This window comes from Streptomyces sp. NPDC039430, assembly GCF_055639435.1.
In genome coordinates this window covers 73,155-93,139 of sequence record NZ_JBVKAK010000015.1, presented here as the reverse complement: position 1 = coordinate 93,139, position 19,985 = coordinate 73,155, and the positions used below count along the sequence as shown (strand labels likewise).

20 protein-coding genes and 1 tRNA gene are annotated in these 19,985 nt (G+C 71.8%); 12 read left to right on the top strand and 9 right to left on the bottom strand.

The window, feature by feature from the left end; all coding sequences use genetic code 11:
• Positions 1–154: 154 nt before the first annotated feature.
• Entirely contained in the window at positions 155–529 is a 375-nt protein-coding gene (locus ACZ7LS_RS29445) for a hypothetical protein (protein WP_382521739.1), read from the top strand.
• A gap of 52 nt (positions 530–581) precedes the next feature.
• Here ACZ7LS_RS29445 and ACZ7LS_RS29440 read toward each other — a convergent pair whose 3' ends face one another.
• The 3 genes from ACZ7LS_RS29440 to ACZ7LS_RS29430 form a co-directional block, all read right to left on the bottom strand.
• Positions 582–1,148 carry a hypothetical protein gene (locus ACZ7LS_RS29440; protein ID WP_385135836.1) on the bottom strand — a complete coding sequence of 189 codons (567 nt, stop codon included), beginning with the start codon at positions 1,146–1,148 and terminating at the stop codon, positions 582–584.
• A 96-nt stretch (positions 1,149–1,244) separates the two neighbouring features.
• Positions 1,245–1,934 (bottom strand): response regulator, encoded by a 690-nt coding sequence (locus ACZ7LS_RS29435; protein ID WP_382673129.1) that lies wholly within the window; start codon positions 1,932–1,934, stop codon positions 1,245–1,247.
• The gene (locus ACZ7LS_RS29430) at positions 1,931–3,181 is read right to left on the bottom strand and encodes a sensor histidine kinase (RefSeq protein WP_385135897.1); all 1,251 of its coding nucleotides are present in this window, start codon (positions 3,179–3,181) and stop codon (positions 1,931–1,933) included. The genes ACZ7LS_RS29435 and ACZ7LS_RS29430 overlap by 4 nt, the downstream gene beginning before the upstream one ends.
• Before the next feature lie 428 nt (positions 3,182–3,609).
• Between ACZ7LS_RS29430 and ACZ7LS_RS29425 the strand changes: the two genes are divergently transcribed.
• Complete coding sequence (locus ACZ7LS_RS29425; RefSeq protein WP_382521748.1) at positions 3,610–4,389, top strand: class I SAM-dependent methyltransferase; 780 nt, start codon at positions 3,610–3,612, stop codon at positions 4,387–4,389.
• Positions 4,390–4,537: 148 nt separating this feature from the next.
• Here the strand turns inward: ACZ7LS_RS29425 and ACZ7LS_RS29420 are convergent, their stop codons facing one another.
• Positions 4,538–5,374, bottom strand: a complete 837-nt coding sequence (locus tag ACZ7LS_RS29420; protein WP_382521751.1) for a MurR/RpiR family transcriptional regulator — start codon at positions 5,372–5,374, stop codon at positions 4,538–4,540.
• Complete coding sequence (locus ACZ7LS_RS29415; RefSeq protein ID WP_382970294.1) at positions 5,371–6,975, bottom strand: aromatic amino acid ammonia-lyase; 1,605 nt, start codon at positions 6,973–6,975, stop codon at positions 5,371–5,373. Before ACZ7LS_RS29415 ends, ACZ7LS_RS29420 begins: the two co-directional genes overlap by 4 nt.
• A 154-nt stretch (positions 6,976–7,129) precedes the next feature.
• Here ACZ7LS_RS29415 and ACZ7LS_RS29410 point away from each other — a divergent pair, with 154 nt between their 5' ends.
• The 5 genes from ACZ7LS_RS29410 to ACZ7LS_RS29390 all read left to right on the top strand — a co-directional run bounded on the left by ACZ7LS_RS29410 (position 7,130) and on the right by ACZ7LS_RS29390 (position 11,175).
• Positions 7,130–8,335, top strand: a complete 1,206-nt coding sequence (locus tag ACZ7LS_RS29410) for an ABC transporter ATP-binding protein (RefSeq protein WP_382521754.1) — start codon at positions 7,130–7,132, stop codon at positions 8,333–8,335.
• Positions 8,332–9,012 (top strand): ABC transporter permease, encoded by a 681-nt coding sequence (locus tag ACZ7LS_RS29405; RefSeq protein WP_382521757.1) that lies wholly within the window; start codon positions 8,332–8,334, stop codon positions 9,010–9,012. Before ACZ7LS_RS29410 ends, ACZ7LS_RS29405 begins: the two co-directional genes overlap by 4 nt.
• Positions 9,013–9,018: 6 nt before the next feature.
• Positions 9,019–9,684, top strand: coding sequence for an ABC transporter permease (locus ACZ7LS_RS29400; RefSeq protein WP_382521760.1), 666 nt, complete (start codon positions 9,019–9,021; stop codon positions 9,682–9,684).
• Positions 9,685–9,756: 72 nt separating this feature from the next.
• The gene (locus ACZ7LS_RS29395) at positions 9,757–10,710 is read left to right on the top strand and encodes an ABC transporter substrate-binding protein (protein ID WP_382522237.1); all 954 of its coding nucleotides are present in this window, start codon (positions 9,757–9,759) and stop codon (positions 10,708–10,710) included.
• Between the two features lie 42 nt (positions 10,711–10,752).
• Positions 10,753–11,175, top strand: coding sequence for a hypothetical protein (locus ACZ7LS_RS29390; RefSeq protein ID WP_382521763.1), 423 nt, complete (start codon positions 10,753–10,755; stop codon positions 11,173–11,175).
• Between the two features lie 391 nt (positions 11,176–11,566).
• Here ACZ7LS_RS29390 and ACZ7LS_RS29385 read toward each other — a convergent pair whose 3' ends face one another.
• Positions 11,567–12,961, bottom strand: coding sequence for a cystathionine beta-synthase (locus ACZ7LS_RS29385; protein ID WP_382521766.1), 1,395 nt, complete (start codon positions 12,959–12,961; stop codon positions 11,567–11,569).
• Between the two features lie 156 nt (positions 12,962–13,117).
• Between ACZ7LS_RS29385 and ACZ7LS_RS29380 the strand changes: the two genes are divergently transcribed.
• From ACZ7LS_RS29380 to ACZ7LS_RS29370, 3 genes are all read left to right on the top strand, one after another.
• Positions 13,118–14,221 (top strand): SGNH/GDSL hydrolase family protein, encoded by a 1,104-nt coding sequence (locus ACZ7LS_RS29380; protein WP_382522240.1) that lies wholly within the window; start codon positions 13,118–13,120, stop codon positions 14,219–14,221.
• Between the two features lie 173 nt (positions 14,222–14,394).
• The gene (locus tag ACZ7LS_RS29375) at positions 14,395–15,615 is read left to right on the top strand and encodes an acetyl-CoA C-acetyltransferase (protein ID WP_385135829.1); all 1,221 of its coding nucleotides are present in this window, start codon (positions 14,395–14,397) and stop codon (positions 15,613–15,615) included.
• Positions 15,616–15,895: 280 nt separating this feature from the next.
• Positions 15,896–16,753, top strand: a complete 858-nt coding sequence (locus ACZ7LS_RS29370; RefSeq protein WP_385135827.1) for a hypothetical protein — start codon at positions 15,896–15,898, stop codon at positions 16,751–16,753.
• Between the two features lie 61 nt (positions 16,754–16,814).
• Here ACZ7LS_RS29370 and ACZ7LS_RS29365 read toward each other — a convergent pair whose 3' ends face one another.
• Entirely contained in the window at positions 16,815–17,135 is a 321-nt protein-coding gene (locus ACZ7LS_RS29365) for a hypothetical protein (RefSeq protein WP_129769993.1), read from the bottom strand.
• A 112-nt stretch (positions 17,136–17,247) separates the two neighbouring features.
• Between ACZ7LS_RS29365 and ACZ7LS_RS29360 the strand changes: the two genes are divergently transcribed.
• On the top strand, positions 17,248–17,478 hold the full coding sequence (locus tag ACZ7LS_RS29360) for a DUF4287 domain-containing protein (RefSeq protein ID WP_382521775.1): 231 nt from the start codon (positions 17,248–17,250) through the stop codon (positions 17,476–17,478).
• Positions 17,479–17,607: 129 nt separating this feature from the next.
• Here the strand turns inward: ACZ7LS_RS29360 and ACZ7LS_RS29355 are convergent, their stop codons facing one another.
• Positions 17,608–18,486, bottom strand: a complete 879-nt coding sequence (locus ACZ7LS_RS29355) for a Bax inhibitor-1/YccA family protein (RefSeq protein ID WP_382521778.1) — start codon at positions 18,484–18,486, stop codon at positions 17,608–17,610.
• A gap of 217 nt (positions 18,487–18,703) precedes the next feature.
• A tRNA-Leu gene (locus ACZ7LS_RS29350) sits at positions 18,704–18,786 on the bottom strand.
• A 411-nt stretch (positions 18,787–19,197) separates the two neighbouring features.
• Here ACZ7LS_RS29350 and ACZ7LS_RS29345 point away from each other — a divergent pair.
• The gene (locus ACZ7LS_RS29345; protein WP_382673141.1) at positions 19,198–19,968 is read left to right on the top strand and encodes an ABC transporter ATP-binding protein; all 771 of its coding nucleotides are present in this window, start codon (positions 19,198–19,200) and stop codon (positions 19,966–19,968) included.
• Positions 19,969–19,985: the final 17 nt, after the last annotated feature.

Here is a 19,985-nt window from a genome sequence, read left to right as displayed (position 1 = left end):
GACAGCCCCCGCCTCCACCCCCGCCCCCAGCCCCGCCCTCACCCCCAACTCACGCGAAACACACGGAACACACGGAAGACACGGAACACGCGCCACCCGGGCCCCGGGGACCTCCCGGACCGCCCGCACCGGACGGAAAGGAAGTGCGACATCCATGGCCAACACCGAAGCCGCCCTCAAGCAGGCCACCACCGTCATCGACGGCGCCCTGGGAGCCGCCCTCGTCGACTACGCCAGCGGCATGGCCCTCGGCACGGTCGGCGGTGGCAAGGACCTCGATCTGACGGTGGCCGCGGCCGGCAACACCGATGTGGTCCGGGCCAAGGTCCGCACCATGGAACTGCTCGGGCTCCAGGACGAGATCGAGGACATCCTGATCACCCTCGGCAGCCAGTACCACCTGATACGGCTGCTCAAGGGACGGGGCAACAACGGTCTGTTCCTCTATCTGGCGCTGGACAAGTCACGGGCGAATCTGGCGATGGCCCGCCACCAGCTGACGAGAATCGAGGCCGACCTGGAGGTCTGACGGCCCGCGCGCGGCGCTCGCGTCACGCGCGGGCCGGCCGTAGTACGGCCGCTCAGCGGCGGCGCCGTGCCCCGCCCGGCACGGCGTCACCGGCCGCGGTCCCCGTGGTCCGGTAGCCCTTGACCTTCTTGCCCACGGGGTGCCCGGTGCCGGCCCAGTCGGTGCGTACCCACAGCAGCGTGTCGTCCCGGCGCTCCCGGCGCCCCAGCCAGGCCGCCTTGAGCCACAGCCCGACGCCGGCGCCCGCCAGGGCCGGGCCCCCCGCGCCGGGCAGCGCGAACGAACTCCCCACCGCGACGGCGAAGGCGCCCAGCAGCCACCAGCGGTTCGCCTTGCGCCAGTTCCGCAGTGTCACGGCGCGGTCCTGGAGGAAGTCGAACTTCCCCGCCCGCTCGGCACGGTCCGCCCACTCCGTGTACCGGCGCCGGCGTACGAGCGCGACCACTCCGGCGCACACCACGAACAGCGCCGCTCCGGTGTAGCCGCCGATCCCGCGCCCGGTCAGTCCGGGGAGCAGGACACCGACGCCGGTGGCGAGGACCCCCAGCCACCACAACGGGACCGCACCGGCCCGTACGATCACGGCCACCCGTGCCAGAGACTGCCCTCCGCGCCCCACGATCCGCCTCCTCAAGCCTGTGTTGTGGCGGGCAGACTAATGAGGTTCTCTGAGCATTTCGTGAGAAGCGGCGCTCTCGGGCGGCAGCGGCCGCCGTCAGGGCAGCAGCAGCCGGCGCTCGCCCGCGACCGCCACCGCGGCGGCCCGGGTGTCCACGCCCAGCTTTCCGTAGATCCGTCCCAGATGGGTCTTGACCGTGGTCTCGCTGATGAACAGGGCCCGTGCGATCTCCCGGTTGCCCAGGCCAAGCGCCAGTTGGCGGAGGATGTCGCGTTCGCGCTCGGTCAGCACGGGGCGCGGGCTGCGCATCTGGGCCAGCACCCGGTCCGCGACCGGGGCCGACAGCGCGGTACGGCCCGCCGCCGCGTCGCGGATCGCGGCGAACAGTTCCTCCGGTCGCTCGGCCTTGAGCAGGTAGCCGGTGGCGCCCGCCTCGATGGCGCGGGTGATGTCGGCGTCGGTGTCGAACATGGTGAGCACCAGCACGCGCGGGCCCGGTGTGCCGGAACCCTCCGCACCACCCGGCGTCGGAGCCGGTGCCGGAGCCGACGTCAGCTGCCGGGTGGCCGTCACGCCGTCCATGCCACCACCGAGCTGAAGGTCCATCAGTACGACATCGGGGCGTACGCGGGCGGCCAGGGCGAGGGCCTCCTCACCGCTGCCCGCCTCGCCGACCACCTCGAAGCCGTCGGTGCTGGCCAGCAGCGCGCGCAGCCCGGCACGCACCACGGCGTGGTCGTCACAGAGCAGCAGCCGGATCGGCGACGGGGACTCCAGCGGGCTCACGATGCGGTCTCCCTCAGCGGATCGGGCGGGTCGAGCGGGCCGGGCAGATCTGGCGGGCCGGGCTGGCCGGGCGGGCCGGGCGGGTCCAGCGAGGCTACGGGGACGAGGGGCACGGCGGCCGACACCACCGTGCCCTCACCCGGCGTGGATTCCACGGTGAGCGCGCCGCCCGCCTGCCCCGCCCTGATACGCATCGCGGGCAGCCCGTGCCCGCGCCCGTCACCGGAGGCGGGCGCGGGCGCGCCGTCCGGGTCGAAGCCCCGTCCGTTGTCGGCGACGTCCAGCGAGATCTGGTCGTCCAGCCAGGTCAGGGTCAGCACGGCGCGCGTGGCGGTGGCGTGCTCCCGCACATTGGCCAGCGCGCCCTGGGCGATCCGCAGCAGCGCCGCCTCGGTCCGCGCCGGCAGCGGGCCGGGGGTGCCGTCGAGCCGGAAGGCCACCGTCAGGCCGGGACCGCTCTCGCGCGCGGCGAGGGCGTTCAACGCCTCGGGCAGGGCGACCCCGGCGAGGTCGGCCGGGGCCAGGTCATGGACGAACCGGCGGGCCTCGGCGAGGCCGCGCGAGGTGATCTCGGCCGCGTCCCGGATATGTCCGCGGGCCACGTCCGGCTCCGTACGCCAGACGCGTTCGGCGGCCTGGAGCAGCATCCGCTGGCTGGACAGGCTCTGCGCGAGGGTGTCGTGGATCTCCGAGGACAGCCGCTGCCGCTCCGCCAGGACGCCCGCCCGCCGCTCGGTGGCGGCGAGGTCGCGGCGGGTACGGACCAGGTCGTCGATCAGGGTGCGCTGCCGGGCCGCCTGGCGTCGCAGATGGACCAGGACGGCGGTGGCGACCGCCGCGATGGCCGGCGGGGCGATGACCATGTTGGGGTTGGGCATGCCCTCCGAGACCCGTATCTGGGAAGCGACGACCAGCGCGGTGAGAACGGCCACCACCGGCACCGCGATCCGCGCGGGCAGCGTGTGCAGTCCGGCGAAGAGCAGCGGCATGGCGCACCAGGTGGCGCTCGGCGCGAGGACGAGCAGCACGATCCAGACGGCCGAGACCGCGCCCAGCCAGACCAGATGCCGTGCGGTGGGCCGGGCGCCGGGCCGCGGCGCGGGCGCCAGCAGCTGCCCGAGGACGTAGAGCAGCCAGAAGACGGCGAACAGCGCGACGGTCCACGACGACGTACGCGCGTCGCCCTGATCCCGCGTCAGGAAGCGGACGAGCGAGGAGCCGAGCAGCAGGAAGAACGCGGCGTGCATGACCGCCGTCAGCCACCGCCCGTCCGGATCGGCCCGCGCGCCCGCCGGATCGGCCCCTTCGGCCTCCGGAGCGGCCCGATCGGCCTTCGTATCGGCCCGCGCGCCCTTTCCCGGAGCCGGGCTCGCGCCCACCGCCGTCACGGGCCGCACGACCGGCATGACTCCGTACGGTGCCGCACCGCCGGCCTCCTCATCGCTCGGGGTCTTCCGTGCTCCTCCCGGCCATAGCCTGCACGACGCGCCGCCGCAACCTCCAATCGGCTGATACCCGCGTCCTCAGGACCGACCGCGCGGGAGGGCCGGTCGGCCGCGTCCGGCGCGCGCCCGCGCACCCAGGCTGGTACCGAGAAAACCCGCGAGGCGAAGCCAGGCCCTGTCCGGTCCGGCACGGCCGCCGCGTCCGCACCGTACGAGGAGGAAGTGCCCCCGTGGCCACCAAGAACGTCACCGTCAATCGCGCCGCCCTCGGGCACCGCGTCTCCTACGCGCTGCGCCACCCCGACCGTGTGCCGCGCCATCTGGTCCGCGCGGCGCGGGACGCGTGGCTGCGGTACCGCTGGCCGGACCATGTCGCGTACTACCGCGCGGTGATGCGGTCCGACACCCGCGCCGACCCGGACGCGGCGGTCGGCAGCCGCAGCCGTGAGCGGTGGCTGGCGCTGGGCGCGATGCAGTTCGACTATCTGCTCGCCCACGGTCTGCGTCCCGAGCACCGGATGCTGGAGATCGGGTGCGGCAATCTGCGGGCGGGCTGGCGGTTCATCAGGCACCTGGAGCCGGGGCACTACTACGGCATCGACATCTCCCCCGACATCCTCGCCGCCGCGCAGGACACGATGGTGCGCGAGCGCCTGCAGAACCGGCTGCCCACGCTGACCCCGGTCCGCGATCTGACCCTGCGCTTCCTGCCCGACGCGCACTTCGACGTGGTGCACGCGCACAGCGTCTTCTCGCACTCCCCGCTCCCGGTCATCGAGGAGTGCTTCGCCAACGTCGGCCGGGTGATGGCCCCCGGCGGCTGGTTCGACTTCACCTTCGACCGCACCGAGGGCAAGGAGCACCAGGTACTGCGGGAGGACTTCTACTACCGCACCGAGACGCTGATCGCCCTGGCCGAGAAGCACGGTCTGGCGGCCCGCTTCATGGCCGACTGGGAGGAACTGCCGCACGGCCAGTCCAAGATCCGTGTCACCCACGGCCCGTCCTGAAGGCCCCCGGCCGAAGGTCCACCGGCCGAGGTCCACCTGCCGAAGGTCCACCGGCCGAAGGTCCACCGGCCGAAGGTCCACCGGCCGAAGGTCCACCGGCCGAAACGTCCCTGACCGGAGGCCCTGGGAAGAGGGCCTCCGACGAGGGTCACTCCACGAACAGCCCCCGCGCCGCCGCCCGCGCGTCGAACTCCTCCAGCCGCGCCTGCGCGTCCGGCAGCCCGTCGCACATCGCCTCCAGCAGCACCCGCCCCAGCAGCATCGGCGCGCACGCCGTGTCGAAGGCGAGCCCGGTGCCGACCGCCGCCGGGATCAGCAGGTCGCTGTGGCCCGCGACCGGCGCGAACGCCGAGTCGGCGACCGTCACCACCGTCAGCCCGGCCGACCGCGCGTACGCCAGCGCGTCCACGACCTCCTTCGGGTGGCGCGGCAGCGCGAAGCAGAGCAGCGCGGTGGCGCCGGCCGTCCTGGCCGCGTCGATCCGGTCGGCGAGCATCGTGCCGCCCTCGTCCAGCAGCCGTACGTCCGGATGGACCTTGGCCGCGAAGTAGGCGAAGCCGCGCGCCTGCGAGGAGGCGGCGCGCAGGCCGAGTACCGGCAGCGGGCGGGAGGCGGCGAGCAGTCGCCCGGCCTGTTCGACCGGGCCGGGATCGGCGAGCAGTTCGGCCAGCTGGCGCAGGTTCTCGATCTCGCCGCGTACGGCCTGCTGGTACTCGTTGTACGTGGACTCGCTCTCCTCAGGGCCGACGGGCGCGACATCGCGCAGATGCCGGCGCAGCGCCGGGTAGCCGTCGAAGCCGAGGGCGACCGCGAAGCGGGTGACGGACGGCTGGCTGACTCCCGCCAGGTCCGCCAGCTCGACGCTCGACAGGAACGGGGCGTCCGCCGGCCGCCGCACCATGCTGTGCGCGATGCGCCGCTGAGTGGGGGTCAGCCGGTGGCCCTCGAAAAGCTGCTGGAGTCGGGCGGCAGGGCTGTCGCTCATGCGATCCCCCTTGTCTGTTCGGTCGGTTCGGCCATGGTCCCGCCCGCCGTGGCCGGACCGTTCACCGGATGCGTCACGAGATCCGTGACCAGGTCGGTGAATTGATCGAGCAGCGCGGCGGCGGCTGTCACATCATCGGTCAACGGCCGGTCGGCGGCCTCGTCCTGGAGTACGGTCTCGGCCAGTTCGAGGGCCCTGCCGGCCGGAAGCCCGGGGTCCGGCCGCAGTCCGCGCTGGCGCAGGGCCCGTACGGCGGCGACCAGTTCGCAGCCGACGACCAGCCGGTACGCGCTGCCCAGGCGCAGGGTCTGGCGCGCGGCGAGCGAGGCGAAGCTCGCCTGCTCCTCCACGCCACGGGACAGTACCGCGTGGCCGAGCGAGGCCGGCGCGGAGAACGCCCGCAGATCGCCGAGCGCCGCCCCGGCCGCGTACTCCAGGATCATCACCCCGGAGCTGGCGGGCTCGGCGTCGGCGAGGAAGGGCCGCAGCCGGGTGAAGGCGGGTTCGTTGAGCGCGGAGAGCCGGGAGGTGGAGAGCCGCGCCGTCTGCACGAGCGAGAGCCTGAAGTGGTCGAGCGCCAGCGCGACCTGGGCCAGATAGAAGCCGCCGTGGTGGTACGCGGCGGGGATCGGGTCCGCCTCCGTGCCGGGGCGGATCAGCGGGTTCTCGGCGGCGGCGTTGATCTCGACGGCGAGGGCGTTCTCCAGCGCGTCGGCGGCGTCACGTGCCGGGCCGTGTATCTGCGGGACACAGCGGAAGCCGTACGGGTCCTGGATGCGGCCGATGGGTGGTCCCGGCCGTTCGGGGGCGCCGAGGATCGCCCGCATGTCGGCGGCGACGGCGTACGAGCCGGGGTGCGGGCGCGCGGCGTGCACGGGCTCCGCGTACGCCTCGTACGAGCCGTCGACGGCGAGCAGGGAGAGCGCGGCGACCAGTTCGGTGGCGGTGGTGAGCCGGCGCAGTTCGTGGAGGGCGAGCGCGGACTGGCCGAGGGTGAGGGCGTTGCTGCTGATCAGGGCGAGGGCGTCGTTGTTGTCGAGGGGCTGTGCCTCGGGCGCGGGGCCGCCCTGCCAGGGATGTTCACCGGCGAGGGCCAGCCCCATCTGGGCGAGGGCCGCGATGTCGCCCGTGCCGACCGAGCCGAACTCGTTCACCACGGGGTACGCGCCGGACTCCAGCGCCTCGCAGAGGGCGGTGACGACGGTGGGCCGCAGTCCCGCGCCGCCCGCGAGGAGCTGGTTGGCCCGTATGGCGAGCATGGCGCGGACCTCGCGGGCGGGCAGGGGGTCGCCGATGGCACCGGCGTGGCTGCGCAGCAGCCGCAGTCCGTGGTCGGCGGCGGCCTCGGTGGGCACGGCCTCGGTGCGGTTGGCGCCGACGCCGGTGGAGCGTCCGTACACCCGGCCGGAGGCGGCCAGCTCGCGCGCGAGGTGCCAGCTCTGTTCGACACGCTTCATCGCGTCGGTTCCGGGTACCGGACGAGCGGCGCCGTCCGCCAGGCGTACGACATCGGTCACCGGGAGGCTCTGTCCGTCCAGTACGACGATGGCCGTGCTCGGGGTGGTGCGCGGAGCCGATGGGTCCATCATGTGGGACGACATCATGCGCGAACGCCTCCTTATCGGACGCTATGTCTTGCCCTGCGGCCATCCGTAACCAGTGATTTACCCGGGGGCATTGACAATCTATTCAGACAACGAGAACTCTGCATGACTATATGCAGCCGGGCAAGGGACGCGGGGCAAGGGACGACTGATGATCAAATTCGACGCGGTGAACAAACGCTTCCCCAACGGCACCACGGCGGTTCACGACCTCACGCTGGAGATGCCGGAGGGCGGGATCACCGTTCTGGTCGGCTCCTCGGGCTGCGGCAAGACCACCACCCTCCGCATGATCAACCGGATGGTCGACCCGACGTCCGGGACCATCCGGCTCGGCGGCCGGGACGTGCTCGAACAGGACGCCGCCGAGCTGCGGCGCGGTATCGGCTATGTCATCCAGCAGTCGGGCCTCTTTCCACACCGTACGGTCCTCGACAACATCGCGACCGTGCCGCTGCTGCTCGGCTGGGGCCGCAAGAAGGCCCGTGCGCGGGCCGCCGAGCTGCTGGACACGGTCGGACTGACCGCCGAGGCGGGCAAGCGCTACCCGCACCAGCTCTCCGGCGGCCAGCAGCAGCGCGTGGGGGTGGCCAGGGCGCTCGCGGCCGATCCTCCCGTGCTGCTGATGGACGAGCCGTTCGGCGCGGTCGACCCGGTCGTACGGACCCAGCTCCAGGACGAGCTGGTCCGGCTCCAGCGCGACCTCAACAAGACCATCGCGTTCGTCACCCACGACATCGACGAGGCGGTACGGCTCGGCGACCGGATCGCCGTCTTCCGGACCGGCGGCCACCTCGTCCAGTGCGCCGCCCCCGCCGAGCTGCTGGCCCGTCCGGCGGACGAGTTCGTCGCCGACTTCCTCGGCGCGGAGCGCGAGCTGAAGCTGCTCTCGCTGACGACGCTCGCCGGGGTGCCGCTCCAGCGGGCCACGACGGTACGGGAGGACGCGCCGGCGCCGCCGGCCGGCTCGGGGCCCTGGCTGGTCGTCTCCGCGCGGAACGAGCCGCTGGGCTGGCTCGACCCGTACGGCACGGCCGCCGCCTCCCCCGGCGCCCCGCTCGCGCCCGTACGGCCGCTGCGCGACACCGACTCGCTGCTCGCCGCGCTGAACGAGTCGATCGCCTCCCCGGCCGGTCTGATAGCCCGGGTCGACGCCGACGGCGTGCTGACCGGGGTCACCTCGCGCGAGGCGATCCACGAGCACGCGGGCCGCAGGCACCAGGAGGCGGCGCGGGCCGCCGTGAGCGAGGCGGCGCGGGCGGCCGAAACCCTCACCGGAACGACGGGCCCCTCGCAGGACACCGCCACGGCCCTGGCGAAGACCCCGGGCGGGACGACCCCGGGCGGGACCGCATGACCATCGAGTGGGCGTGGATATCCGACCACGCGGGCGATCTCACCACCCTCACCCTCTCCCATCTCCAGGCCGCCCTGACCGCCGTGCTCCTCGGGCTGCTGATCTCGCTCCCGCTGGCCGTACTCGCCCATCGCGTCCGGCCGCTGCGCGGTTTCCTCCTCGGGCTCTCCAACGTCCTGTTCACGATCCCGTCCATCGCGGTCTTCGTCCTGCTGCTGCCCGTCTCCGGGCTGACCAGGACCACCACCGTCATCGGCCTGACGATCTACACGCTGGTCGTCCTGCTGCGGAACACCGTCGAGGGACTGGAGTCCGTCCCCGCCAAGGCGCGTGAGGCCGCCGTCGCCATGGGCACGCGCCCGCTGCGTACGCTCCTCACCGTCGAGCTGCCCCTCGCGCTCCCGGTGATCATGGCGGGCGTACGGATCGCCACCGTCATGTCGATCTCGCTGGTCAGCGTCGCCACCTACATCGGCGACGGCGGCCTCGGCCAGCTCTTCACCGACGGCTTCCAGCGCGATTTCCCCACCCCTGTGGTCGTCGGCGTCGTCCTGACCCTGCTGCTCGCGCTGGTCGCGGACGCGCTGCTGGTGGCCGTGCAGTACGTGCTCACGCCCTGGACGAGGCGGCCGGAGCGGCAGCGAAGGCAGCGGCACCCTCAGAGCGGGAAGGCCTGACCCGGCATGTACGAACTCTTCAAGGACCTCGGCTCCTGGCTGGTGTCGAGCGAGCAGTGGACGGGCCCGGACGGCATCGGACACCGTCTCGCCGAGCACCTCCAGTACTCGCTGATCGCGACCGTGATCGCCGCGCTGATCGCGCTGCCCGTCGGGCTGCTCATCGGGCACACCGGCCGGGGCGCGTTCCTCGCCATCAACCTCGCCTCGTTCGGCCGGGCCCTGCCCACGGTCGGGCTCGTCGTGCTGGTCTTCCTGGCCAGCGGGCTGTCCATGACCCCCGTGTACGTGGCGCTGGTGGCCCTCGCCGTCCCGTCGATCGTGACCAATACGTACGCGGGGATGAGCGCCGTCGACCCGGAGGTGAAGGACGCGGCCAGGGGCCAGGGCATGCGCGGCCGTCAGGTGCTGCTCCAGGTCGAGATCCCGCTCGCGCTGCCGCTGATCATGACCGGGCTGCGGCTCGCGCTGATCCAGGTGGTGGCGACGGCGACCATCGCCGCGTACGTCAGTTTCGGCGGGCTCGGCCGGTACGTCTTCGACGGCCTGGCCCAGCGCGACCTGGTCCAGGTACTGGGCGGGGCCGTGCTGGTCGCGGTCGTCGCCGTGGTCCTCGATCTGGCGCTGTCAGGGCTGCAGCGCGTCCTCTTCCGCCACCGCACCGCCGCCTAGGAGACCACTCCCGTGACCTCGGACTCACCCATGAACGCGCATGCGCACTCGCACTCGCACCCGAACTCACCGATGAACCGGCGCAGGCTGCTCGGCGGCCTGTTCGCCGCGGCCTCCGTCCCCGCGCTCGCCGCGTGCAGCAGCGGGATCACCTCCCTCGACGGCCAGGGCGGCGCGGGCGGTGGCGGCGGTTCCAGCGCGGACGGCATCACCATCGGCACCGCCAACTTCACCGAGAACCAGATCCTCGGCCATCTCTACGCGGCCGTGCTCGGCGCCGCGGGGGTGAAGACGAACGTCCGCGCCAACCTCGGCACCCGCGAGATCCTCATCCCGGCGCTCAAGGGCGGCGACATCGATCTGCTCCCCGAGTACCAGGGCGCCCTGCTGCACTACCTGGACCCCAAGGCGACCGCCACGGAGGAGGGCGAGATGCAGAACGCCCTCGCCGTCGCCCTCCCCGCGGGCCTCCAGATCCTCCCGTACGGGAAGGCCGAGGACTCCGACGCCTTCGCCGTCACCCGCGAGACCGCCGACCGGTTCGGCCTCAGGACGCTGGCGGATCTCGCGAAGCGGAACGGCAAGCTGGTCATCGGCGCGGCGCCCGAGGTGAAGAAACGGGTCGTCGGCGTCGTCGGGCTCAAGGACGTGTACGGCGTGGAGTTCAAGGAGTTCAAGTCGCTGGACTCCTCGGGACCGCTGGTCAAGGGCGCGCTGAAGAAAGGCGATGTGGACGTCGCCAATCTCTTCACCACGGACACGGACATCGCCGCCGAGGGCTGGGTGGTCCTCACCGACCCCAAGAACCTCGTCCCCGGCCAGCACATCGTCCCGCTGATCGCCGACCGCAAGGCCGACTCCACCGTCCGCAAGGCGCTGGCCCGGCTGGGCAACGCCCTGACGACCGAGGCCCTGACGGAACTCAACCGCCAGGTGGACAAGGACAAGAAGGACCCGGAGGACGTCGCGAACGCCTGGGCGGCGGACCACGGCCTGAGGAACCCCGCGGGGAAAAACGGGGGCTAGCCCCAATGCGCGGGGGACATCCCGCTTCGTACCGTAGCCGCCATGGAAGCCCGCGACCCTGAGCTCAAGAAGGAGCTCGACGCCACCCTTCAGGCCCGTAACGAGCTGGGGGCGGACTACGAGCCCGCACTGATCGAATCGTTCCTCGAAAAGGTGGAGCAGCGCATGGACGGGATGACCGACCGTCATGTCCGGCGGCGGCTCGCCGAGCAGCAGATGGCGGCCGCCCGGGGCGGCGGCCCCCGCCCGCCGAGCGCCTCGACGGGGTTCGGCGGGCGCTTCGGGTTCGGCGTCGTCTCGCTGGTCCTCGCCATTCCGCTGACCGCCATAGCCGCGGCGAACACCGGCTTCAAGGGCCTGGTCGTCTGCTGGCTGGGCATCGTCGCGGTGAACGCGGTGCATGCCGCCCACGGCTGGCCCTGGGCCGACCGCAGGCGGCGCGAGGACTCCGACTGGGAGGGGTGACCGGAACCGGCCGGTCCCCCGCGGGCTGTGACCGATGGCCCGGCGGGCCTTCGCCCGGGGTCCCGCAGGCCTCCGGCCGGGGCCCCGCGGCCGCTCCCCGCGGGCTGAAGGGTCACTCAAAAGATCACTCGAAAGAAGTAGTCGCGGGGACCGCCGCACCCCCGTTGCCGGGGGGCGGGACGACGACGGTCCCCGCGAGGGACACGTTCCGGGTCAGGGCCGGTCTCGTGTCCGGGCGTCCATGGAGTCCGGGAGCCGCTCCGGAGGTCCTTGACGCCGACAACCACCAATGTGCCGGACGCGTGTTAAGCCGGTGCTGCGCTGACGTGTCGCGCTCGTACCACTTTCGCGAACCCGCGCCTTCGCGGCTCCGGCCGGGCCGTTCCCGGCGCTACTTCACGTCCTTCGAGAGGTAGGCCAGCAGATCCTGCCTGCTCACGACGCCTGTCGGCTTGCCCTCCACCAGCACGATCGCGGCGTCGGCGCCGTTCGAGCCGCTCAGCGCCGCCATCAGATCGGCCACCGGCTCACCGGAGCCCACCTGCGGCAGCGGGGAGGACATGTGCTTCTCCAGCGGGTCACCGAGCGAGGCGCGCTGGGTGAAGAGCGCGTCGAGCAGCTCCCGCTCCACGACCGAACCGATGACCTCCGCGGCCATCACGTCCGGGTGGCCGGCGCCCGGCTTCACGATCGGCATCTGCGAGACGCCGTACTCCCGCAGGACCTCGATGGCCTCGCCGACCGTCTCCTCCGGGTGCATGTGGACGAGGGTCGGGATGGCGCCCTCCTTGTGCCGCAGGACGTCCCCGACGCTCACCGCGTCGCCGCCCTGCTCCAGGAAGCCGTAGTCGTTCATCCACTCGTCGTTGAAGATCTTGCTGAGATAGCCCCGGCCGCTGTCCGGCAGCAGAACGACCACGACATCGTCCGGGCCGAGCCCCTCGGCGACCTTCAGCGCCGCCACCACCGCCATGCCGCAGGAACCGCCGACGAGCAGGCCCTCCTCCTTGGCGAGGCGCCGGGTCATCTGGAAGGAGTCCTTGTCGGACACGGCGACGATCTCGTCGGTGACCGTACGGTCGTACGCCGTCGGCCAGAAGTCCTCACCGACGCCCTCGACCAGATAGGGCCGGCCGGAACCGCCCGAGTAGACCGACCCCTCCGGGTCGGCGCCCACGATCCGTACCCGCCCGTCGCTGGCCTCCTTGAGGAAGCGGCCGGTGCCGGAGATGGTGCCGCCGGTGCCGACGCCCGCGACGAAGTGGGTGATCCTCCCGTCCGTCTGCTTCCACAGCTCGGGACCGGTCGTCTCGTAGTGCGACCGCGGGTTGTTCGGGTTGCTGTACTGGTCCGGCTTCCAGGCCCCCGGTGTCTCATGGACCAGCCGGTCCGAGACGTTGTAGTACGAGTCGGGGTGCTCGGGATCGACGGCCGTCGGGCAGACGACGACCTCGGCGCCGTAGGCCCGGAGCACATTGATCTTGTCCGTGGATACCTTGTCCGGGCAGACGAAAATGCACTTGTAACCCTTGCGCTGGGCCACGATGGCGAGGCCGACGCCGGTGTTGCCGCTCGTCGGTTCGACGATCGTGCCGCCGGGCTTGAGCTCCCCGCTCTCCTCGGCTGCCTCGATCATGCGCAGGGCGATGCGGTCCTTCACCGAACCGCCGGGGTTGAAGTATTCGACCTTGGCAAGGACTGTCGCCTGAATGCCTTCGGTCACGCTGGTCAGCTTCAGCAGCGGGGTATTGCCGACCAGGCTGATCATCGAGTCGTGGAATTGCACCGTTGTCTCCGGGGTCTCCGTGATGGTCCGGCCAGCGTATGCGCATACGCGTGAGATTGGGCGACAGTCCTTACGGGGCAGTTAGCTGATGTACACGCGCGTACTCGTGCGTACGGCGGCTTGGAGGAGGTGGCACGGACTGTGTCGAGGGCGAGGGTGGCGCGGCGGATCGCCGCGGGCGCGGCCTACGGCGGCGGCAGCATCGGGCTCCTGGGAGCGGCGGGCGTCGGAGTGCTGCTGGCGGAGGTCCAGCTGGCGAAGCGGTCGGTGGGCGGCGGGACCGCCCCCGTACCGCCCAGTGGCGACGGATGGTACGGACTGGCCTTCGGCCACACGGAACCGCTGCGCATGGGCATGCTCGGCGATTCCACGGCCGCCGGACAGGGCGTACGGCGGGCGGGACAGACCCCGGGGGCGCTGCTGGCCTCGGGGCTGGCGGCGGTCGCCGAGCGGCCCGTGGATCTGTGGAACGTGGCGCTGCCGGGGGCGCGGTCGGACGATCTGGACCGGCAGGTGACGCTGCTGCTGTCGGATCCGTCCCGGGTGCCGGATGTCTGCGTGATCATGATCGGCGCGAACGACGTCACGCACCGGCTGCCCGCGACGCAGTCGGTGCGGTGTCTGGCGGCGGCCGTACGGCGGCTGCGTACGGCCGGGGCGGAGGTGGTCGTCGGCACCTGCCCGGATCTCGGCACGATCGAGCCGGTGTACCAGCCGCTGCGCTGGCTGGCGCGCCGGGTGAGCCGGCAGCTGGCCGCCGCGCAGACGATCGTGGCGGTCGAGCAGGGCGCCCGTACGGTCTCGCTGGGCGATCTGCTGGGGCCGGAGTTCGCCGCGAATCCGCGGGAGCTGTTCGGCCCTGACAACTACCACCCGTCCGCCGAGGGGTACGCGACGGCCGCGATGGCCGTTCTGCCCACGCTGTGCGCGGTGCTCAACCTGTGGCCGGAGACGGACCGCCTCGACGCGACCCGCGACGAGGACATGCTGCCGGTGGCCAAGGCGGCCTCGGCCGCGGCGGCCCAGGCGGGCACCGAGGTCACCGGCGCCCGTGCCCCGTGGGCCCTGCTGAAGCACCGTCGCCGCCGTCATCTGCCGACGGCGGCCGAGGCGACCCCGGCGGGGGCCGTCCCGAACGGAGCCGTCCCGGCGGGGGCCGTCCCGCCCGGAGCCGTCCCGTCGGGCGCGACACCGCCGGACGGGCCTCCGGACGGACCTCCGGACGCCGAGGAGACCCGTCAGGTGGGCTGGGAGGCATGACACCGGCTCCCGGCAAGGTCCCGGTCCCGGCCACCGCCACGTGAGCAAGCGCTTAGAAAAGAGGTCCGCATCACATGTCCCGCCCGGTGCCCCCGGCACTACGTGCGGGTAACTTCCCAGACAGACCCGCCCCCCGTCCGTCCCCCGTCAACCCTCGCCCTCATGGAGCCGTGATGCCCGAAGCCGTGATCGTCTCTGCCGCCCGTTCCCCGATCGGCCGGGCCTTCAAAGGCTCGCTGAAGGAGCTGCGGCCCGACGACCTGACCGCCACGATCATCGAGGCCGCGCTCGCCAGGGTCCCCGAGCTCGACCCGCGCGACATCGACGACCTGATGCTCGGCTGCGGGCTGCCCGGCGGCGAGCAGGGCCACAACCTCGGCCGGATCGTCGCCGTACAGCTGGGCATGGACCACCTCCCCGGCTGCACCATCACCCGCTACTGCTCCTCGTCCCTCCAGACCTCCCGGATGGCGCTGCACGCCATCAAGGCGGGCGAGGGCGATGTCTTCATCTCGGCCGGGGTCGAGATGGTCTCGCGCTCGGTGAACGGCTCCTCGGACGGCATGCCGGGCACGCACAACCCGGTCTTCGCGGACGCCGAGGCCCGCAGCGCCGAGGTCGCGCAGAGCACGGGCGCCGGGTGGCACGACCCCCGCGAGGACGGCCTGGTCCCCGACGCCTATATCGCGATGGGCCAGACCGCCGAGAACCTCGCCCGGCTCAAGGGGATCACCCGCCAGGACATGGACGAGTTCGGCGTACGGTCCCAGAACCTCGCCGAGGAAGCGATCAAGAACGGCTTCTGGGAGCGCGAGATCACGCCCGTGACGACCCCGGACGGCACGGTCGTGGCGAAGGACGACGGCCCGCGCGCGGGCGTCACGCTGGAGGGCGTCCAGGGCCTCAAGCCCGTCTTCCGCCCCGACGGCCTGGTGACGGCCGGCAACTGCTGCCCGCTCAACGACGGCGCCGCCGCGCTCGTGATCATGTCCGACACCAAGGCGCGCGAGCTGGGCCTGACCCCGCTGGCCCGGATCGTCTCCACCGGCGTCACCGGCCTGTCGCCCGAGATCATGGGCTACGGCCCGGTCGAGGCGTCCCGGCAGGCGCTCTCCCGCGCCGGGCTGACCATCGACGACATCGATCTGGTCGAGATCAACGAGGCGTTCGCCGCCCAGGTCATCCCGTCCTACCGGGACCTGGGCGTCCCGCTGGAGAAGCTGAACGTCAACGGCGGCGCCATCGCCGTCGGCCACCCCTTCGGCATGACGGGCGCGCGGATCACGGGCACGCTGATCAACAGCCTCCAGTTCCACGACAAGCAGTTCGGTCTGGAGACGATGTGCGTAGGCGGCGGCCAGGGCATGGCCATGGTCATCGAGCGTCTGAGCTGAACCGGACCCCGCCGGATTCTTAGCGGAGAGTAGTCGCGCGAGTCGGATAAGCGCACCTCAACCCCCTCGATCCTCAGTTGTGACTGAATCTCCCCCAGGATGTGACCTACGCCCGGGGGAGATTCCTTTTCCCAGGTCAGAGCAGCGATCAGGAGAGATATAAGGCCCAAAGACCTGTCCAATTCGTGACGTAATGCACTGACGGACGGCTCTCGCCTTCGACAAGCTGAGGTAGGAAGTCGGGGGTATCGATCGGAATCGGGAGTAGTCAGTGAGCGCCATGTCTCTTGCCCTGCTGCTGACCACAGCCGCCGCCACGGCCGTGGGCGTCGCCGCCCTGCACGCCGCCCACGGGCTGCGCAGGCAGGTCCGCGCGCTGCGCGGTGAGCTGGCCGCGTCGGTCCCGGGCGACCTCACCGCGGCCGTACCCCAGGCCAGAAGCGCCACCCACACCGACGACATACGGACCGCCGTCGCGGAGGCCCTCGCCGAGGAGCGCGAGCGCGAGCTGGCCGAGGCGCGCGCCTTCTGGGCCGCCCAGGAGGCCCGTGACGCCGCCGACACCCCGTCGCTGCTGGGCGGACTGCCCGGGTTCGGTACCGAGGAGAGCCCGTACTACGTGCCCCGCCAGGTGGACTTCACCGGGCTGGAGGCGCTGGACCTCGACGCCGCCGACGGACTCGACGACCTCGCCGACTACCCGGAGCTGACCGAGGTCAGCGAGGTGAGCGGGGTCGGTGAGGCAGGTGAGTTCGCGGAGGACTCCGCCGAGCTGGCCGCCGCCCGTCGCCGGCACCCCTCGCACCCGGACTTCGTACCGGTGCAGGCCCCCGTCGTCACCGACCACGAGCGCACGGTGTCGCGGCTCGACGCGCTCGCCGAGACCGGTACGGCGCTCGCGGACGTCCGTCCCGGCCCGCTGGGCACCCTCGACGTCTATGTCTTCGCCGACGGCACGACGCTCTGCATGACCCCGGGCCACCGCGAGACCGCCGAGCGGCTCGCCGTGGCGCTGCGGGAGGGCGAGGCCCCGGTCCTGCTGGGCGGCTCCGGAGTCTCCGGCGCGTACGCCCTGACGTTCTCGTGCGGCGGTGAGCACGTCTACATCCTCGCGGACCGCGTCATCGCGTCCCTGTAGCCCGGGTAGCCCCTCAGGTCCCTTGTGGCCCCTCCGGGAACCCCGCCGTCGCGGGGCGCGCTCAGAGCGCCGCCCGCGCCGCCGCCTTCTCCACCGATCTCACGGCCTCGTCCAGCTCTCTCACGGACGGGGCCGTTCGCAATGCTTCGGCCAGATCCCCGGCCGCGACCGTGAGCTGGTCCGCGACCACGAAGACGCCGGAGTCCGGCATGATCCTGGGCTCCTCGCCCGGGGCGTCGAGCCGCTGGGCCCGTACGGAGAGTTCCCTGGCCAGCGCCAGTGCCTCGGCGGCGGCTCCGCGTTGGAGCCGGCTCTGCGGGGCGGCCCGCAGCCGGTCGGCGAATCGGTCCACTGCGGCCGTCAGCGGCGTTGTATCGAGCACGCCGCGACCTTACGCGACCGGACAAGCGCTCCTACGGGACTGTTGCCAACGGGCGAACGCTCAGGCACGGTGGCGTGAAGGACCAGTACGCGCACAACGTCCGGAGGCGCCGATGTCCCTTGTCTTCTCCGAAGAGACCCATCGCAACATGCTCTCCCGCATCCCTCACTGCACCGGCAGAGAGATCTCCGACTGGCTTCGCACAGTCGAGGAAGGTCCGGCCCTCTTCCGCTTCGAGGAGAAGGTCAGCTGGCTGAGGAGCGAGCACAACCTCGCGTACGGCCACGCGAAGGCGATCATCCACGAATACGACCTGCGGCGGGCGGCCCGCCGCCTGCTCTGATCCGCCAACCGACACCCGACACCCGAGCCGTCGGACTCCGCGGAGTCGGACACAGCGGAAGGGGTCCGCGGGCACTGTGCCCGCGGACCCCTTCGTGCTGCTCAGCCTGTGCTACCCGGCCGTGCCGCGTCAGTCGTTGCCTTGCAGGATCGAGAACAGCCGCAGCATCTCCAGGTAGATCCACACCAGCGTCAGCGTGAGACCGAAGGCCGCGAGCCAGGACTCCTCGCGCGGAGCGCCGTACGCGACGCCGTCCTCGACCTGCTTGAAGTCGAGCGCGAGGAAGCAGGCGCCGAGGATGATCCCGACGATGCCGAAGATGATGCCCAGACCGCCGCTGCGGAAGCCGAGGCCGTCACCGCCGCCGAAGACGCTGAAGAGCAGGTTGGCGACCATCAGGAGCACGAAGCCCATGGCGGCGGCCATCACGAAACCGTAGAAGCGCCGGGTGACCCGGATCCAGCGCATCTTGTAGGCGAACAGCACACCGGCGAAGACCGCCATCGTGCCCATGACCGCCTGGACGACCACACCGGGCGCGAGGTACGTGCTCACCGCGGAGCTGATCACACCGAGGAAGACACCCTCGAAGGCGGCGTACGCCAGGATCAGCGCGGGCGTCGGCTTGCGCTTGAAGGACTGGATCAGCGAGAGGACCATCGCCACCAGCGCGGCACCGATCGCGATGCCGTACGACTTACCGAGGTTGGCGGGGTCCACCGGCAGCAGGACCCACGACAGGACGGCGGTGAGCACGACCGTGCCCAGCGTCATGCCGGTACGGCTCACGACGTCGTCGATCGTCATGACGTCGGGGCGCGCGGGCGCCTGCGGGCCGCCGAGCTGGGTGCCCTGCTGCGGGGCGTAGGGGTTGGTGGCGTACGGATTGGTCGCGTACGGGTTCGTCGCTACAGCGGGGCCCCCGGCCTGCGGCGCCGCGTTGAAGCCCGCGTGGCCGTTGTCGCGGCTGAAGCCCCGTCGCGAGAAGACCGGGTTACTGCTCCTCATCTCACTCCTCCATGGCCGCCCTGCGCGGCCTTGCGACAAGAGTAATGGGGCAGCAAAGCGTACGCCCTAGTGCTCGGGGAGGATCTTTCCTGGATCGTGACGCCCGGCGGGTGGGTCTCGTCACATCGGAGGGCCGTACCGGAGCGTCGCGCCGGAGCCTCCCGGGCCAGACCGGCGCGCCCACCGGCGCCGGCCGTCCCGTCCATCACCGGTGATGTGCCCGGAGCCGGACTTGAACCGGCACGCCCCCGAGGGGCAGCGAGGTTTAAGCTCGCCGTGTCTGCATTCCACCATCCGGGCAAGCGCGCAACGGCGCGTTGGCACAGGAGCCTATCGGGGCAGGCCACTCGAACAGCCGAGCGCCTACCCGATGTTGTCTTATTTTATTGACTTCTGAGGGTGCGTCAGGACACAAACGGAGCCATCGACACATGCCGGGCCCGGGGTGGTCATCTCCGACCCCGGCGTGCAGGAATGACGAAAAGTCGCCGCCCGGTCACGCATTTGGCATCGTCGGCTCGTACGCGCGGCTCGGAGACGACCTCCGGAGGACCCCCTGAGGGGGCGTGTCATCCCCGAGGAGGAGGGCGCGGCACGGCGGTCAGACCCAAGAGGGCCCCGGGAACGGTTACCGGGACGGACGACTCGTGCTCCCCCCGCCGTGAGGATGGAGGAGTCCTCACAGCGCACCACCGACAGGAGTGTCCTCCCGTGACCACCACCCAGTTCGCCCACCGCGCGACCGCCGTGGCCGCCCGCGCCTCCGATCTGTCGAAGGTCTACGGCCTGGGCGAGACCCAGGTGGTGGCACTCGACCGGGTCTCCGTGGACTTCCGGCAGGGAGAGTTCACCGCGATCATGGGCCCGTCCGGCTCCGGCAAGTCCACGCTGATGCACTGCGTGGCCGGCCTCGACAGCTTCAGCAGCGGCTCCGTACGGCTCGGCGAGACCGAGCTGTCGACCCTCAAGGACAAGCAGCTCACGCAGTTGCGCCGGGACAAGATCGGCTTCATCTTCCAGGCGTTCAACCTGCTGCCGACCCTGACCGCCCTGGAGAACATCACCCTCCCGATGGACATCGCGGGCCGCAAGCCCGACAAGCAGTGGCTGGACCAGGTGATCTCGATGATCGGGCTCGCCGACCGGCTCGGCCACCGGCCCACCCAGCTCTCCGGCGGCCAGCAGCAGCGCGTGGCCGTGGCCCGCGCGCTGGCCTCCCAGCCCGAGATCATCTTCGGCGACGAGCCGACCGGGAACCTGGACTCGCGCTCCGGCGCCGAGGTGCTGGGCTTCCTGCGCAACTCCGTACGCGAACTGGGCCAGACCGTCGTCATGGTGACGCACGATCCGGTGGCCGCCTCCTACGCGGACCGCGTCATCTTCCTCGCCGACGGCCGCATCGTCGACGAGATGCTGGACCCGAGCGCCGACGGCGTGCTCGACCGGATGAAGGCCTTCGACGCCAAGGGCCGTACGAGCTGACGCTCCGTCGGCTCCGT